The following is a 15,893-nucleotide window of genomic DNA, read 5'->3' on the forward strand; positions in this document are numbered from 1 at the left end:
ACGAGGGGCGCATAGCGTGCGCCCCTGTTTTTTGTCTCTAGTTTTTCAAGCGATAAACTACCGTACTGCATCTTTCCGGGCAGCGCTTGCAGCTGCCGCTCAGGCATTCGCTGTTATCCTGCTCGATACGCTCCACTTTACCCAGATCGGTTAAACGCTCCAGCATGGCTTCAACCAGCGGCAGCGGCGTTGCCAATTGGTGGCTCAACTGCTGCGCCTGAGCGCTGCCCTGCAAGGCGAGCGCATCACGGATCTGTAACAGGCTGGCCATCAGTGGCAATCACCTTGCGGGTTTTGACAGCAGGCGGCAGGCGTTGCGTTGCGCAGGCGGATGGTCACGCGGCTACGAGCCTTACGTAATGCCAGCAACAGCAGGGCATTGAAGGCCAGTACCGACAGGATCACCACCAGGCTGTATTGCGGATGCTGGCTAAAGGTTGCTGCCTGGTAGAACAGGGTGGCCAGCGAGTAGGCCACATTCAGCCCCCACAGGATGGAGAAGGTCATCCAACCCCGGCTCGATTCGCGGGCAATCGCACCCATCACCGAAACGCACGGCACGTACAGCAGCACGAAGATCAGATAGCTGTAAGCAGAAATTGAGGTGCCGAATTTGCTGCTCATTACCCCCATGGAGCCTGCGCCCATTTCACCATCGCCCTTGCTGGCTTCGATCGGGTTGGCAAGTACGCTGAGGCTGAAAGTGCCCTTCAGACCCTGCCAGGTTTCATCTAGGGCGGCCGCCAATTCATCCAGCAGGTTGAAATTGGCGGCGTCGAACGGCTGATTGGTGATGTGTTCGGCGGTGTACAGCGTGTTGAGCGTGCCCACCACCACTTCTTTGGCCATTGCTCCGGTGACCAGGCCGACGGTCGCCTGCCAGTTATCGCTATGCACGCCCATCGGTTGCAGCAGCGGTGTGAGCACTTTGGAAACCGAGGCCAGCGCTGAATCATTGATGCTGTCTACCGGCTTGCCGCTGAACGAGAAGCTGTTCAGGCCGCCAATAAAGATACTGGCGATGACGATCACTTTCCCGGCGCGCAGCACAAAACCTTTCAGGCGTTGCCAGGTCTGCAACAGCAGGCTTTTCAGGTGGGGTACGTGATAGACCGGTAACTCCATGACGAACGGTGACGCTTCACCGCGCATGATGGTGTATTTCAGCACCAGACCGGTAAGAATAGCGACCACGATACCCAGCATATACAGCGAGAACACCACGCCAGCGCCATCTTGGCCGAAGAACGCCGCAGCGAATACGGCGAAGATCGCCAACCGCGCACCGCAGGACATAAACGGAGCCATCATGATGGTGATCAGGCGTTCACGCTGGGCATCCAGCGTGCGTGCCCCCATGATCGACGGTACGTTGCAGCCGAAACCGACGATCAGCGGCACGAAGGATTTCCCCGGCAAGCCGAGCGCCTGCATTAGGCGATCCATCACAAAGGCGGCGCGTGCCATGTAGCCGGAGTCTTCCAGAAAGGACAGGAACAGGTACATCATGCCGATCTGCGGCACCAGCGGCAGCACGGTATTGATACCGCCGCCGACGCCCTGCGCCAGGAAAATGGTCAGCCATTCTGGGAAATGCAGGGTATAACCGATCCATTGGATCCCCTGAATAAAGATGGCCGCCGAACCGAGATCGAAGATCGGTTGCAGCGCACCACCGATGTTAATCGCCAGCAGAAACATCAGGTACATCACCAGCAGAAAAATCGGCACGCCGAGCCAGCGGTTGAGGATCACTTTATCCAGCATTTCGGTCAGGCGGTTCGGCAGGGCTTGCTGCGCGTTGCTGACGGCATCGCAAAGGGTGGCGATCGACTGATAGCGGGCATCGGCAATCACCAGTGCCGGATCTTCCTGCTGCTGCTGTTGCAGCGCTTGCCTGGCATCCGGCAGTAAAGCGACGGCATCTCCGGCCAACTGGTGGCTATAAATATCCCCTTCCAGCATTTGCAGCGCCAGCCAGCGGCGCTGTTCGGTGGGCAAGTTCTGCGGCATGGCATCGGTCAGCCGATTGATTTCATGCAGCAGCAGCGGCGGGTAATTCACCAACGCTTTGAGCTGATTGAACCGATGACCGTCGATCATCTGTTTCAGCACGCCAATGCCGTCGGCTTTGGTGGAAACCAGCGGTACGACCGGGCAACCCAAGCGCTCAGACAGGGCCGCAAGATCAATCTCGATACGCTGGCTTCTGGCGATATCCAGCATGTTCAGCGCCACGATGCAGGGAATGCCCAGCTCCAGCAGTTGCAGCGTCAGGTAAAGGTTGCGCTCCAGGTTTGACGCGTCTACCACGTTGATCAACAAGTCTGCATCGCCACTCAGGATGTAATGGCAGGCGATTTGCTCGTCAAGAGAAGTCTGTTCGGAGATGGTGGTGAGCGAATAAGTGCCGGGCAAATCGACCAGAGTGACCTGCGATTGCGCTGTAGCAAACTGGCCTTCCTTGCGTTCAACCGTAACCCCGGCCCAGTTACCGACCCGCTGGCGCGCACCGGTAAGCTGGTTGAACAGTGTGGTTTTCCCTGAGTTCGGATTACCTATCAAGCCAATGGTGATTTTTTTCATAATCCAACGTGATATCAGTAAATTAAGTACCGGCCATGCGCAGAAGCACGGCAAAAGCCTGAGGCGGGGGGCGGCGTGTGATTACTGGCCGTCGAGCAGGATCAGGTCCAAATCTTTTTTCCGCAGCACCAGGCTGACGCGGCGGGTTTTTATTTCTATTGGATCGCCGAGTGGTGCAATGCGGACTACTTCAAATAATGAGCCGGGCAGCATCCCGAGCGACAGCAGCTTCTGCCGGTAAGCGGGGCTGATTTCACTGGAGAAACCGGTAATTTTATAAGTCTGTTTAGGAAGAAGATGCATATTACCTTCTTGGTGATCAAAGCGTTCCCGTTGGAACGCACTTTCAGAACAGTTTTGCCCAGGCTACCCGAGGAGGTAAATAGAGCCAAAACAGCTGAGCCATGGCATGGCCCAATAAACACGCAACACAATAATAGTGAGAACGATTATCGTAATCAATACAAAAAACAGGGTTATTGACCGCTAATTGTACTACTTTCTTGCGGTGTATCAAAAATTAGTGGAAATATTGTGTGGCAGAGGGCGGAGTGAGCGCCACCCTCTGCCGTTAGGCTTAGCGTTTTTTGCCGAATGCGGCAGCCAGAGCGTCACCCATGGCGCTGTTGTTGGCCGGTGTGGTGCTGGTGCTGCGTGGTTTCGCGGCTTTATTGGCAGGCGCGCGTGAAGCGTTGTCGCGTGCTGGAGCGCTGTTGCTGCCACGGCGCGATGAACCTTCGCCCGGCTGCTCATCCAGGCGCATGCTGAGTGCAATACGCTTGCGTTGCAGATCGACCTCCATCACCTTCACTTTGACGATATCACCGGCTTTCACCACGGTGTGTGGATCCTGCACAAATTTATCTGCCAGCGAGGAGATATGCACCAGGCCATCCTGATGCACGCCGATATCCACAAACGCGCCGAAGTTGGTGACGTTGGTGACCGAACCTTCCAGAATCATCCCGACTTGCAGATCGTTCAGCGTTTCCACGCCTTCAGCAAAGGTGGCGGTTTTGAATTCTGGGCGCGGATCGCGGCCCGGTTTTTCCAGCTCTTTCAGGATGTCGGTCACCGTTGGCACACCGAATTTCTCATCGGTAAAATCGCTGGCTTTCAGGTTGCGGATGGCGTTCGAGTTGCCCATCAGATCCTGCAACGCCTGCTGGGTGGCGGCCAGAATGCGTTCCACCACCGGGTAGGTTTCCGGGTGAACGGTTGAGGCATCCAGCGGGTTATCACCGTGGTTGATACGCAAGAAGCCCGCGCACTGTTCAAAGGCCTTTGGCCCCAGACGGCTGACTTTCAGCAGCTGTTCACGGTTGCTGAAACGGCCGTTCTCATCACGCCAGGTGACGATGTTCTGCGCCATCATGCGCGTCAAACCGGCCACGCGGGTCAATAAAGGCACGGACGCGGTATTCAGATCAACACCCACGGCGTTTACGCAGTCTTCCACCACTGAATCCAGCTTCTTCGCCAACTGGCTTTGGCTGACGTCATGCTGGTATTGGCCAACGCCGATGGATTTAGGGTCAATCTTCACCAGTTCGGCCAGCGGATCCTGCAAGCGGCGAGCAATAGACACTGCACCGCGCAGCGAAACATCGAGATTCGGGAATTCCAGCGCCGCCAGTTCGGAGGCGGAATACACCGAAGCACCGGCCTCGCTGACGATCACTTTCTGCGCTTTGACCTCTGGGAACTGCTGTTGCAGTTCGGCAAAGAAACGCTCGGTTTCACGGGAGGCGGTGCCGTTGCCGATCGCCACCAGTTCCACTTTATGCTTAATGCACAATGCGGCAACCACCGCAGCCGCTTTGGCGGCCTGGCCGGTGTGTGGATAGACGGTATCGGTCGCCACCAGCTTGCCGGTGGCATCGACCACCGCCACTTTGACACCGGTACGCAGGCCTGGATCCAGGCCCATGGTGGCGCGCATACCGGCCGGGGCGGCCATCAGCAGATCGTGCATATTGCGGGCGAAAACGTTGATCGCTTCGTCTTCCGCACGCTCACGCAGGGTGCCCATCAGTTCGGTTTCCAAGTGCAACAGCACCTTGATGCGCCAGGTCCAGTTAACCACCGCTTTGCGCCAAGCATCGGCCAGTGCGTTATTCAGCCGCAGGTTCAGGTGGTTGATGATGATCAACTCGCCCTGGCTTTCGCGCGGTGCTTCTTCAAACTGCGGGTCGGCATTCAGCGCCAGTTGCAGTACCCCTTCATTGCGGCCACGGAACATCGCCAGCGCACGGTGAGAAGGCACTTGTGAAATCGGTTCGTGGTGATCGAAGTAGTCGCGGAATTTCGCGCCTTCCTCTTCTTTGCCTTCCACCACCTTGGACACCAGATGGGCGTTTTTCCACAGGTAGTCGCGCACTTTAGCCAGCAGCGTGGCATCTTCGGCGAAGCGCTCCATCAGGATATAGCGCGCACCGTCTAGCGCCGCTTTGACATCGGCAACGCCCTTGTCGGCATCGACATAACGTTCGGCCGCCTGTTCTGGCTGTTGCTGCGGATCTTGCCACAGCAAGTCGGCCAGCGGCTCCAGACCGGCTTCAATAGCGATCTGGCCACGGGTGCGGCGTTTGGGTTTATACGGCAGGTAGAGGTCTTCGAGTTCGGTTTTGCTCTGGGTGGCGTTAATTGCCCCGGCCAGTTGTTCGGTCAGTTTACCTTGCTCGTCGATGGACTTGAGGATGGTCTGGCGGCGATCTTCCAGTTCACGCAGGTAACCCAGGCGGGTTTCCAACTGGCGCAGTTGGGTGTCGTCCAGGCCTCCGGTGACTTCCTTACGATAGCGTGCGATAAACGGCACGGTATTACCTTCATCCAGCAGGCGGATGGCGGAGTCAACTTGCTCCGGCCGGGCCTGCAATTCTGTTGCAATAATGCGGCTCAGTGGGTCATTCATAAGTCGGGTATCTGTTCAGCACGATAATCAAGAGGGGGATAGTTATACGGTTTGCAGGGATAAAATGCCAGCGCAGCGGGCTGACATGCTCCTTTACTCTTTCACATAGGTGATCTCATTGACCGACCAAAACGCTTCACCGGCAGGCGTTTGCACCGTGGCGCTATCGCCCACTTCCTTTTTCAGCAGCGCGCGGGCCATCGGTGAATCGATGGAGATGTAGTCTTTACGGCCGAAAATCTCATCGTAACCGACGATACGAAAGCGCTTGATCTCACCCTCATCGTTTTCGATCTCCACCCAGGCACCAAAAAACACCCGGCCTTCCTGCTGCGGCGAATAATCAACGATTTTCAACTGCTCGAGGCATTTGGTGAGGTAGCGCACGCGGCGATCGATTTCACGCAGCCGCTTTTTGTTGTACTGGTAATCGGCGTTTTCACTTCTGTCACCCAGGCTGGCGGCCCAGGTGACTTTCTTGGTCACTTCCGGGCGATCTTCACGCCAAAGAAAGTCCAGTTCTTGCTTCAGCTTGTCGTACCCCTCACGGGTAATCAGCAATGTTTTCATCGTTATCCACCTTGCAGTCAGCCGTTAATCTGGGGATTCTCGCATAAACGGGTCATTGGGTGAGTTTTTTATCGGTATCTCTACGGTACACTGCCAAAACCACTGCTTTGGGATTTTCTGCTGCCGGTGTAAACAAGCGCAAGCAAGGGTTTTTTTGATGAGCCCTGGCCCGATACTTAAGTGAAAACAGTTGATATCTGAGCAAAAGAATAAGCTTTGTAACAATTTCGGCTAGAATGTATACCATTAAATGCTGTCAGTAATGACGGGGTTTTTTAACAATACAAGGCTGTTGCCAAACCGTCGCCAGCAGTGCTTACACATCTGTGCCGGCCACAGCCTAGAATCAGGCAATACAGCCTTTGGGAGTAACACAATGCAAGAAAATCATAAGATTCTGGTCGTCGATGACGACATGCGCCTGCGTGCGCTTTTAGAACGTTATTTAACGGAGCAGGGCTTTCAGGTTCGTAGCGTGGCCAACGCTGAGCAAATGGATCGCTTGCTGACGCGCGAATCTTTCCATCTGATGGTGTTGGATCTGATGCTGCCGGGTGAAGACGGGCTTTCTATCTGCCGCCGCTTGCGCAGCCAAAGCAACCCGATGCCGATCATCATGGTCACCGCCAAGGGTGAAGAAGTGGATCGCATTGTCGGGCTTGAAATCGGTGCCGATGACTACATTCCTAAACCGTTCAACCCGCGTGAACTGTTGGCCCGTATTCGTGCGGTGCTGCGCCGTCAGGCCAATGAACTGCCTGGTGCGCCTTCGCAAGAAGAAGCGGTGATCGCCTTCGGCAAATTCAAACTGAACCTGGGCACGCGCGAAATGTTCCGCGAAGATGAACCTATGCCGCTCACCAGCGGTGAGTTTGCGGTGTTGAAGGCGTTGGTCAGCCATCCGCGCGAACCGTTATCACGCGATAAGCTGATGAACCTGGCTCGTGGCCGCGAATACAGCGCGATGGAGCGCTCCATCGACGTGCAAATTTCTCGCCTGCGCCGCATGGTCGAGGAAGATCCGGCCCATCCTCGTTATATTCAGACCGTTTGGGGCCTGGGTTACGTCTTCGTGCCGGACGGCACTAAGGCATGAAGCGATTGCGCTTTTCACCGCGTAGCTCGTTTGCCAGAACTTTACTGTTGATTGTCACCTTGCTGTTCGTCAGCCTGGTGACGACCTATCTGGTGGTGCTCAACTTCGCCATCCTGCCAAGTTTGCAGCAGTTCAACAAGGTTTTGGCCTATGAAGTCCGTATGCTGATGACCGATCGGCTGCAACTGGAGGATGGCACGCTGCTGGAAGTGCCACCGGCGTTCCGCCGTGAAATCTACCGTGAGCTGGGTATTTCCCTGTATACCAACGCTGCGGCGGAGGAGAGTGGCTTGCGCTGGGCGCAGCACTATCAATTCCTCAGCCAGCAGATGGCGCAGCAACTGGGTGGGCCGACTGACGTCCGCGTTGAGGTGAACAAAAACTCGCCGGTGGTTTGGCTGAAAACCTGGCTGCAACCGGACATCTGGGTGCGCGTTCCGCTGACCGAAATTCATCAGGGTGATTTCTCACCGCTGTTCCGTTACACCTTGGCGATCATGCTGCTGGCGATTGGCGGTGCCTGGCTGTTTATCCGTATCCAGAATCGCCCCCTGGTTGAGCTTGAACACGCGGCTTTGCAGGTGGGAAAAGGGATTATTCCGCCGCCGTTGCGCGAATATGGTGCCTCTGAGGTGCGTTCCGTGACCCGGGCCTTTAACCAGATGGCGGCTGGCGTGAAGCAACTTGCCGACGATCGTACGCTGCTGATGGCCGGGGTGAGTCACGATCTGCGCACGCCGTTGACGCGTATCCGGCTGGCGACCGAAATGATGAGCACCGAAGATGGCTATCTGGCGGAGTCGATCAATAAAGATATCGAAGAGTGTAATGCCATCATCGAGCAGTTTATTGATTACCTGCGCACTGGCCAGGAAATGCAGACCGAGATTAGCGATCTGAACGCCATTCTGGGCGAAGTGGTAGCGGCAGAAAGTGGTTATGAGCGGGTCATTGAAACGGACATCCTACCGGGCGAATTAATGATGAATGTGCATCCGTTATCAATCAAGCGCGCGGCGGCCAACATGGTGGTGAATGCTGCCCGCTATGGCAATGGCTGGATCAAGGTCAGCAGCGGGCGCGAGTTGCAGCGCGGCTGGTTCCAGGTGGAAGACGACGGTCCAGGGATCAAGCCGGAAGAGCTCAAACACCTGTTCCAACCCTTTGTGCGCGGCGATAGCGCGCGCAGCACCAGCGGCACCGGGCTAGGGTTGGCGATTGTGCAACGCATTATTGATGCTCATGCTGGGGTGTTGGATATCGGCACCAGTGAACGCGGTGGGTTGCGCATCCGCGCCTATATTCCGCTGCCGATGGAAAAGAGAGAATCGGCCAACGGCCATCAAACGGTGAAAGACACGGCATAGCTTCCTGACCGGGCCGCGGCTCGGTCAGGGCTTTCTGCTCATCACGTAATATTCTGCTGCATCTTCATGCAAACGCCTGCCGGTGGTGGCCTGCCAAGGGTCGATAAGGGTAACACCACTATGAATGAAATCCTTGGTGTTACGCGTTGCCAATGCGGCACCATAATGCAGGCAAGTTGCGGCGATTTGATTGTCTGCCATGCTGACAAGAGTACCGCGACGGCGATTGGCACCCATTAGTTCTGCATGTTGTATGGCGCAGTCAACGTCAAAAGGTAAAATCCTCTCAGGAAACTCTTCCTGTAGCATCACATCTAAACGGTTCCGCAGTTCGAGCTGCCTTTTCCCTGCGGGCATACAGGTGATACCGGTATAGAGTTCTGCAACTACGATCGCACTTAAATAAAATTGATAAGTGTCCTGCTCATCCAGCCACCTCAAAACGGTGTAATGAGGGGCTGGGCGCAGTAACTCTGAAACGACATTGGTATCGAGAATGATCATGCTTGGTCATCATCATCGTCAAAATTAATAATGCGTGGCGGTGTTGCATCGCGCGGTGGGATTTCCAGTTCAACGCCGCCGAATTCAGCAAAATGCTGCTGTAGGCGCGTTCCCAACCCATAGCGCGGTGGTTTTTTCACCAGTGCCTGTTTTAAAATCATGCGTGCTTCCTCCTCCATGGAATGGCCATTTTTAGCCGCTGAGATACGCAGCAATTCTTTTATTTCATCATCCAGATTCCTGACGGTTATGGTAGCCATTGATCCCCCCTTTGCTAGCAATGATTGCATTGCATGATTATCCTATCGGGCTGATTAAAAAACAAGCTACTGAAATGAAAAAAGGCGCGAAATCGCGCCTTAAGGTAGAAAGTGTAGGGGGCTAAACATCGAGACAACACCCCCTACAAGAGGGTATTACAGCTTCGGCCCTACACTGACCAGTGCTGCGCCAGCCGGTGTATCGGTATATTTATCGAAGTTGGTGATAAAGCGATTCGCCAGGTCGTGCGCTTTTTCTTCCCATTGCTCTACCTTGGCGTAGGTGGCGCGTGGGTCGAGGATCGCCGGATCAACGCCCGGTAAGGCGGTAGGCATCGCCAGATCGAAAATCGGCAGCGTGATGGTTTCTGCTTTATCGATCTCACCGTTCAGGATGGCGTCGATAATGCCGCGGGTATCTTTGATCGAGATACGTTTACCCGTGCCGTTCCAACCGGTATTCACCAAATAAGCCTGCGCCCCGGCCGCCTGCATGCGTTTAACCAAGACTTCGGCGTATTGGGTTGGGTGCAGCGACAGGAAGGCGGCACCAAAGCAGGCGGAGAAGGTCGGCGTTGGCTCGGTAACACCGCGCTCGGTACCGGCCAGCTTCGCGGTGAAACCGGACAAGAAGTGGTACTGGGTCTGGTTGGCCGTCAGACGTGATACCGGTGGCAGTACGCCAAAGGCATCGGCGGTCAGGAAGATCACCTTGGTGGCATGGCCCGCTTTTGAAACCGGCTTAACGATGTTGTGGATATGGTAGATCGGATAGGAAACGCGGGTGTTCTCGGTTTTCGAACCGTCGTTGAAATCCACGGTGCCATCGGCCAGTACGGTGACGTTTTCCAGCAGCGCATCGCGCTTGATGGCGTGATAGATATCCGGCTCAGCCTCTTCGGAAAGCTTGATGGTTTTGGCGTAGCAGCCACCTTCGAAGTTGAACACCCCATCGTCGTCCCAGCCGTGTTCGTCATCGCCGATCAACTGGCGTTTCGGATCGGTAGAGAGCGTGGTTTTACCGGTGCCGGACAGACCAAAGAATACTGCCACATCGCCTTTCTCGCCCACGTTGGCCGAGCAGTGCATAGAGGCAATGCCTTTTAGCGGCAGCAGGTAGTTCATCATCGAGAACATCCCTTTCTTCATTTCGCCGCCGTACCAGGTACCGCCGATCAACTGCATACGTTCGGTCAGGTTGAACGCCACGAAGTTTTCCGAGTTCAGCCCCTGTTGCTGCCAGTTCGGGTTGGTGCATTTGGCACCGTTCATCACCACAAAGTCAGGCTCGAAATCCTGCAACTCTTCTTCGCTTGGGCGGATGAACATGTTTTTCACAAAGTGTGCCTGCCAGGCGACTTCGGTGATGAAGCGGACTTTCAGACGGGAATCTGCGTTGGCACCACAGAAGGTATCAACCACAAACAGGCGTTTGCCAGAGAGTTGCTCGGTGACCAGCTGTTTCAGGTCTGCCCAGACTTCGGGGCTGAGAGGTTTGTTATCGTTCTTGCCTTTACCCTGATCGGCCCACCAGACGGTGTTCCGGGTGATATCGTCGCGGACGATGTATTTATCTTTTGGAGAACGGCCGGTGAAGATGCCGGTATCAACGGCAACGGCTCCCAGGCTGGTTACGACGCCACGCTCAAATCCTTTCAGTGAAGGATCGGTTTCTTCCTTAAACAGTAATTCATAACTCGGATTGTGAACGATTTCACCAGCGTTATGAATACCATAAGCGGCAAGATCCTGGTGGGTTATACCTTTAACACGCATGTCACTGCTCCTTGATCACAGAATTTCTGGCAACAATTGTAGGGATTCAGCAGGGAGTAACCGCGATAGCTATCAAATATTTAACGTTTTAAACGTTTTTTAGCTACGTTATGAGATATAGCACACGGAAAAAAGCAAGCGTGCAAACGGTGAAGCTTGGCGAGCGCCAGAACGCGCTCGCCAGAGCGTGGTGCAACTTAGTGTAACTGTGGGCTGCTGTCGGTATTACCACTATAAAGTGCGGCAATGTCCACGGCATCGAACAGGTAATGGTTGCCACAATAGTCGCAATGCATGTCGATGTTACCGTCCTGCTCCAGCATATTGGTCACTTCCTCCGCTGGCAGCGTGATCAGCGCATCAGCACAGCGCTGGCGCGAACAGGTACAGCGGAAGGTGACATCCTGCGGTTCGTAGAGCGTCACTTCTTCCTGGTGATACAGGCGATAGAGCACTTCGTTGGCTGGCAGGTTGAACAACTCTTCATTCTTGATGGTGGCGGTCAGTTGTACCAGGTGATCGAAGTCATCGGCACTGCCGTCCTGTGCCGGTAGCACTTGCAGCAGCATGCCGCTCGCCACGGGCTTACCTGCCGATTCGCCGGTACGGATAAACAAGCGGGTCGGTAACTGCTCAGACTGGCGGAAATAACCTTCCAGGCAGGCTGCCAGGGTTTCACCTTCCAACCCGACGACGCCCTGATAGCGCTCGCCTTCGGTCGGGCTGATGGTGATCACCATAATACCGTTGCCGAGCATCTGATGCAGCGTGTTGCCTTCAACGATCGGGCCTTCTACACGGGCTACGCCGCGCATTTCCTGGCGGTTGTTACCGTTGATAACGGCCAGCTTGAGCGGGCCGTCACCCTGTAGCTGCACGGTGATGTCACCGTCGAATTTCAGCGTGGCAGTCAGCAGACTGGTGGCAACCAGCAGTTCACCGAGCAGTTGTTGTACCGGTGCCGGGTAGTCATGATTGGTCAGAATCTGCTGATAGGTTTCATTGACGGTAACCAGCTCACCGCGCACCGCGTAGTTTTCGAACAGGTAACGGTGTAATTGGTCATGGTTGGACATAGTTTTCTCTCATTAAAGTGAGGGATGATTCCGGCTCACCAGGCTATCTTATGTGCAGCCCTACTGGGGCTGGCTCTTGAATTTAATCAAATCACGCCGCTCTTTTTTGTCTGGACGGCGATCTGGATGCGGCATGGTCAGTGAGTTCATCTTGCGGGCCAGCGCCACTTTTTCGCGGTTGGCGATGCTGACCTCGGTTTCCTGATAGATCTGTTGGGCCTCGCTGGCTCCTCGCCGCTGGCCGGTGACGGCCAGTACCACCACGGTACGTTCTTCATTGCCCTGGCGCAGTTTGATCTCGGCATTAATCTCAACGATTTTGCTCGGCTTGCCGCGCTGCCCATTGTAATGCACCTTACCGCCGTCGATCATTTCGCGCGCCATCGCACGGGTTTTATAAAAACGTGCCGCCCACAGCCATTTGTCCAGACGGACGGCAGCATCATCCTGCGTTGCCTTGGCTTTCATTCATTGCTCCCCCTGTTGCAGCGCCGGTATCAACTGGCGATAGTCGCTCATTGATGGATAACGCTGGAAAGTTTTACTCACCATGCTGGAGTCCGGGTTTTGCACCCCCAGACAGTGGCGGATACCAAAGGTTTGGGCAGCATCCAGAATGGGCTCATTGTCATCAACAAACAGCGTACGCTGTGGATCAAAACCGGTTTGCTGCTGCACCGCCTGCCACAGGCGCTGATCTTCTTTTGGATAACCAAATGTGTGGGTAGAAAGCAATAAATCAAGGTGCTGATCCAACCCGGTGTGCTCAATTTTTACCGCCAGGCTATGCGGATGCGCATTGGTCAGCAGAATGGTCCTGCGGCCTGCATGGCGCAAAGCCTGTAGAAACGGCTCGGTATCTTCACGCAACCGCGCGCGGCTACCCACTTCGCTGGTCATGCGGTAGATATCCAGCTCCAGCCGATGGCTCCAGTAATCAAAGCAATACCAATTCATGGTGTGCTGCACGGCGAGATATTCGGCATGAATGATTTTACGGGCGTCATCAAACGGGATGGCGCGCTGTTCACTCAGCGCTTGCGGAACTAGCGTTAGCCAGAAATGGCTGTCGAACTCCAGATCGATCAGAGTACCGTCCATATCCAGCAGCACGGTATCAATATCGCGCCAGTCGAATTCAGGAACCATGAAAAAACTCCATAGGCAGGCCAGTGGCGGCCAATAGTGTTAGCGTAGCATAAGCAGAGTCTGGGGAGTGCACGCGTAATGGTGGGATACAGCCTAAACCACCGGGCGTATGGCAACCGGAGTGAGCTGAGGGTTGAAGCAGCTTTCATAGTAGCGCTGGATGTCAGCAAGACGATGCTGATTTTTGCGCCAGCGCTGTACCAGCCGCCAGGTGTTATAGCCAAGGCTGGCCACCAGCGCCAGCAGTAACAGGCTGGTGCCAAGGTAACGCCACAGGGTGATCATATCGGGTTCGCTGTGTAAGGCGATATGGCGGGTGCCATTGGCATCAACAGAGATATTGGTGATGACCCCCTGAGCGCGGAACGGCGTATGCAGTAGCAGGCTGGAGAGACGTTGCAGTTCGCTCCACTGGTCGAGCGCATTGTATTCGTTCAGTGGTTGAGTGGGCAGCGGATGATCGACCAGTTGTTTGCCTTCATCGCTGGTGATCAGAAAGCCACCCGGTGGTGGGCTGTTGAGTGCGGCAGCGGCCTGGCGGGTTTCATTAGTGACAAACGACGAGGTGGCTGCGTTGCTCAGGCTTTCCAGCGATTCTGCACTGACTGGCCGCAGCAGGACGTTAACGCCCTGAAGAGTGCCTGATTTGGCGCGTTTCACCAGGCTGGCCCAGTTTTTGGCGTTCCCCAGATTGACCAGGGCGTTTTTCAGCCGGACACAGTCGTTTTCCATGTCGCAGAGATCCTGGGTTTTCAGCACGATATCCGAGAAATCATCCAACAGGATCATACCGGATTTCTCAATGGCACTGGCCAGTTGCGGGTTCAGTTTCTGATCAGCTCCGCTGGGGTGTAACTGTCGGTTAATCGTGGCCAGCAGGGCGGAGGCCTTGTCGATCACCTCCGACTCCGGCTGTGGCAACGGGGCGGCATTGTTCCAGTAGACTCCAGAGCAATCGAAAGGCATAAAGCCGGGCTGCGCAGCACTCCCGTTGCCTGATGGCACATAACACATGCCGTAGCCCTGGATTTTCAGGGTATCACCAATGCGCAATGGGGTGGCCTCCAGCGCCTGTACGCTGGTGACATCGGTTTTCTGTGCGCCCTGTAGCCACGCGCTGCTCAGTTTGACCGGCAGGCTGAGCGGTACGTAGGTCAGTAGCAACAGCATCGTTACTAAGGCACTGGCGGCCAGCACGGCGTGCTTCCCCCATGGCTGCAAAGGGAAATTTTTCACCTCATCGTGCAGGGAGAGATAACGCCCTTGGCGCACCACTTGCCGGTTGAGGTAGATATCCACATTGGTGACTTTGCCCAGATCGGACGTGAGGTAAGGCTGCCAGTGTGGCGGGTAAGTCAAATCGATCACCCCCAGCGAGATATTGCTGAGCTGCCCCTGATCGGTTTCGTCGAACAACCCCCAGCGTTTTGGCGTGCCGCGCAGGCAGTGGACTTCTTTCAGTTCACTTTCGGTCGGGTGGCGCAGCAGGTTCCAGCAGCCCCAGATGATCATCAATACCGCAACAAAGATCATCCAGGGGATGACCATCACCGGGCTGATCAGGCTGAAGAACAGCAGCAACAGGGCGGCGGAAATGGTGGCCGCTTCCTTGATACCGTTCGGGCGATTCAGCGCATGTTCCTGAGGGGTTTCCTTACGGATATTGACCAGTTCAATATGTTCACTCTCTTCCTGGCGGATAGAGGCGTTCTTTACTGGCATCGCAGTCGTCACTACTGGCGGTTGTGGGCGCTCGTGAATATGATCGAGCAGCGAATGGCCATTGAGTGAGATAACCAGTGGCAGCGTCTGGGTTCGGATCACTTCCACATGATTATCGGCGCTGATGTATTGTTCCCAGAATGGCGGCAGATGTATTTCTTCGGAATCGAGATAATAGCGGTAGTTATTGGGTTCATCGTTAGCCAAGCCATAGCGGGTAATGGCATGGGTGATGGGGTAAACCTTGTCGCTCTGTGGTATGAGTGCCAGCCTGACGGAAGGCAGCGCCGGGGAGGCGGGCAAAAATTTGTTACCCAGCCTGTTCTGCTGATTGAAGTAATATTCAACAGCCGCACGTTCATCCGCAGTCAGTTTGCGGTGCGTTGGTTTAATGAACGGTAGGGAGCGCGCCAACACAGGCTGTTTGCGGAATTTAAACCAGCAATAAAGGCCAGCAGCGATCAGGCAAGCTAGCACCAAGACCAATATTAACGCTATTGTGCTCATGCTGCCCTCATCGTGAACCCATGAAACCTGCCAACCTCACTCATCATCTGCTGCCTATTATACGGAGTTAGCTTCCAAGGGATATGTATACCCTTCATGTTTGAAGCTGCTGATAGGCGGCAACTTGGATACAGAATCATGGACATACCACAGGGATGAACCCTGTAACCCATAACTTATATGATGATAGCAACCATGCCACGGACCTGATATCGGCTTTATCCTATTTTATTATTCAGTTTTTAGTGGGTTTTTTGGGAAAATGGCTTCGTACTGGCTACGCTTGTTAAAAAAAAGTAAATTAACGCTTAAGTTCGTTGCGACAGGGGTTCTCATTAACGCACAATGTGATCAAGATCGAGTTTG

14 protein-coding genes are annotated in these 15,893 nt (G+C 54.9%); 2 read left to right on the top strand and 12 right to left on the bottom strand.

Going from position 1 to position 15,893, the window contains the following annotated elements; all coding sequences use genetic code 11:
- Positions 1-37: 37 nt before the first annotated feature.
- From ACX9GT_RS01430 to greB, 5 genes are all read right to left on the bottom strand, one after another.
- Positions 38-271, bottom strand: a complete 234-nt coding sequence (locus tag ACX9GT_RS01430; protein WP_473189508.1) for a FeoC-like transcriptional regulator — start codon at positions 269-271, stop codon at positions 38-40.
- Positions 271-2,586, bottom strand: a complete 2,316-nt coding sequence (gene feoB, locus ACX9GT_RS01435; RefSeq protein ID WP_473189509.1) for a Fe(2+) transporter permease subunit FeoB — start codon at positions 2,584-2,586, stop codon at positions 271-273. The genes ACX9GT_RS01430 and feoB overlap by 1 nt, the downstream gene beginning before the upstream one ends.
- Positions 2,587-2,667: 81 nt before the next feature.
- Positions 2,668-2,889 (bottom strand): ferrous iron transporter A, encoded by a 222-nt coding sequence (gene feoA / locus ACX9GT_RS01440; RefSeq protein ID WP_473189510.1) that lies wholly within the window; start codon positions 2,887-2,889, stop codon positions 2,668-2,670.
- Positions 2,890-3,163: 274 nt separating this feature from the next.
- On the bottom strand, positions 3,164-5,500 hold the full coding sequence (locus tag ACX9GT_RS01445; protein ID WP_473189511.1) for a Tex family protein: 2,337 nt from the start codon (positions 5,498-5,500) through the stop codon (positions 3,164-3,166).
- Between the two features lie 93 nt (positions 5,501-5,593).
- The gene (gene greB / locus ACX9GT_RS01450; protein ID WP_473189512.1) at positions 5,594-6,070 is read right to left on the bottom strand and encodes a transcription elongation factor GreB; all 477 of its coding nucleotides are present in this window, start codon (positions 6,068-6,070) and stop codon (positions 5,594-5,596) included.
- A gap of 376 nt (positions 6,071-6,446) precedes the next feature.
- Between greB and ompR the strand changes: the two genes are divergently transcribed.
- Positions 6,447-7,166, top strand: coding sequence for an osmolarity response regulator transcription factor OmpR (gene ompR, locus ACX9GT_RS01455; RefSeq protein ID WP_037402839.1), 720 nt, complete (start codon positions 6,447-6,449; stop codon positions 7,164-7,166).
- Entirely contained in the window at positions 7,163-8,533 is a 1,371-nt protein-coding gene (gene envZ / locus ACX9GT_RS01460) for a two-component system sensor histidine kinase EnvZ (RefSeq protein ID WP_473189513.1), read from the top strand. The genes ompR and envZ overlap by 4 nt, the downstream gene beginning before the upstream one ends.
- A 24-nt stretch (positions 8,534-8,557) precedes the next feature.
- Here the strand turns inward: envZ and ACX9GT_RS01465 are convergent, their stop codons facing one another.
- From ACX9GT_RS01465 to ACX9GT_RS01495, 7 genes are all read right to left on the bottom strand, one after another.
- Positions 8,558-9,037: a PIN domain-containing protein gene (locus ACX9GT_RS01465; RefSeq protein ID WP_473189514.1), complete on the bottom strand. Its 480-nt coding sequence runs from the start codon at positions 9,035-9,037 to the stop codon at positions 8,558-8,560.
- Entirely contained in the window at positions 9,034-9,297 is a 264-nt protein-coding gene (locus ACX9GT_RS01470) for a FitA-like ribbon-helix-helix domain-containing protein (RefSeq protein ID WP_473189515.1), read from the bottom strand. The genes ACX9GT_RS01465 and ACX9GT_RS01470 overlap by 4 nt, the downstream gene beginning before the upstream one ends.
- 156 nt (positions 9,298-9,453) lie before the next feature.
- Positions 9,454-11,073: a phosphoenolpyruvate carboxykinase (ATP) gene (pckA, locus tag ACX9GT_RS01475; protein ID WP_473189516.1), complete on the bottom strand. Its 1,620-nt coding sequence runs from the start codon at positions 11,071-11,073 to the stop codon at positions 9,454-9,456.
- Between the two features lie 197 nt (positions 11,074-11,270).
- On the bottom strand, positions 11,271-12,149 hold the full coding sequence (gene hslO, locus ACX9GT_RS01480) for an Hsp33 family molecular chaperone HslO (protein WP_473189517.1): 879 nt from the start codon (positions 12,147-12,149) through the stop codon (positions 11,271-11,273).
- Between the two features lie 60 nt (positions 12,150-12,209).
- Entirely contained in the window at positions 12,210-12,617 is a 408-nt protein-coding gene (gene hslR, locus ACX9GT_RS01485; protein WP_473189518.1) for a ribosome-associated heat shock protein Hsp15, read from the bottom strand.
- Positions 12,618-13,298 carry a GMP/IMP nucleotidase gene (gene yrfG, locus ACX9GT_RS01490; protein ID WP_473189519.1) on the bottom strand — a complete coding sequence of 227 codons (681 nt, stop codon included), beginning with the start codon at positions 13,296-13,298 and terminating at the stop codon, positions 12,618-12,620.
- Between the two features lie 93 nt (positions 13,299-13,391).
- The gene (locus tag ACX9GT_RS01495) at positions 13,392-15,527 is read right to left on the bottom strand and encodes an intracellular growth attenuator family protein (RefSeq protein WP_473189520.1); all 2,136 of its coding nucleotides are present in this window, start codon (positions 15,525-15,527) and stop codon (positions 13,392-13,394) included.
- Between the last annotated feature and the right edge of the window lie 366 nt (positions 15,528-15,893).

The organism is Serratia sp. YWN4, from assembly GCF_055790845.1.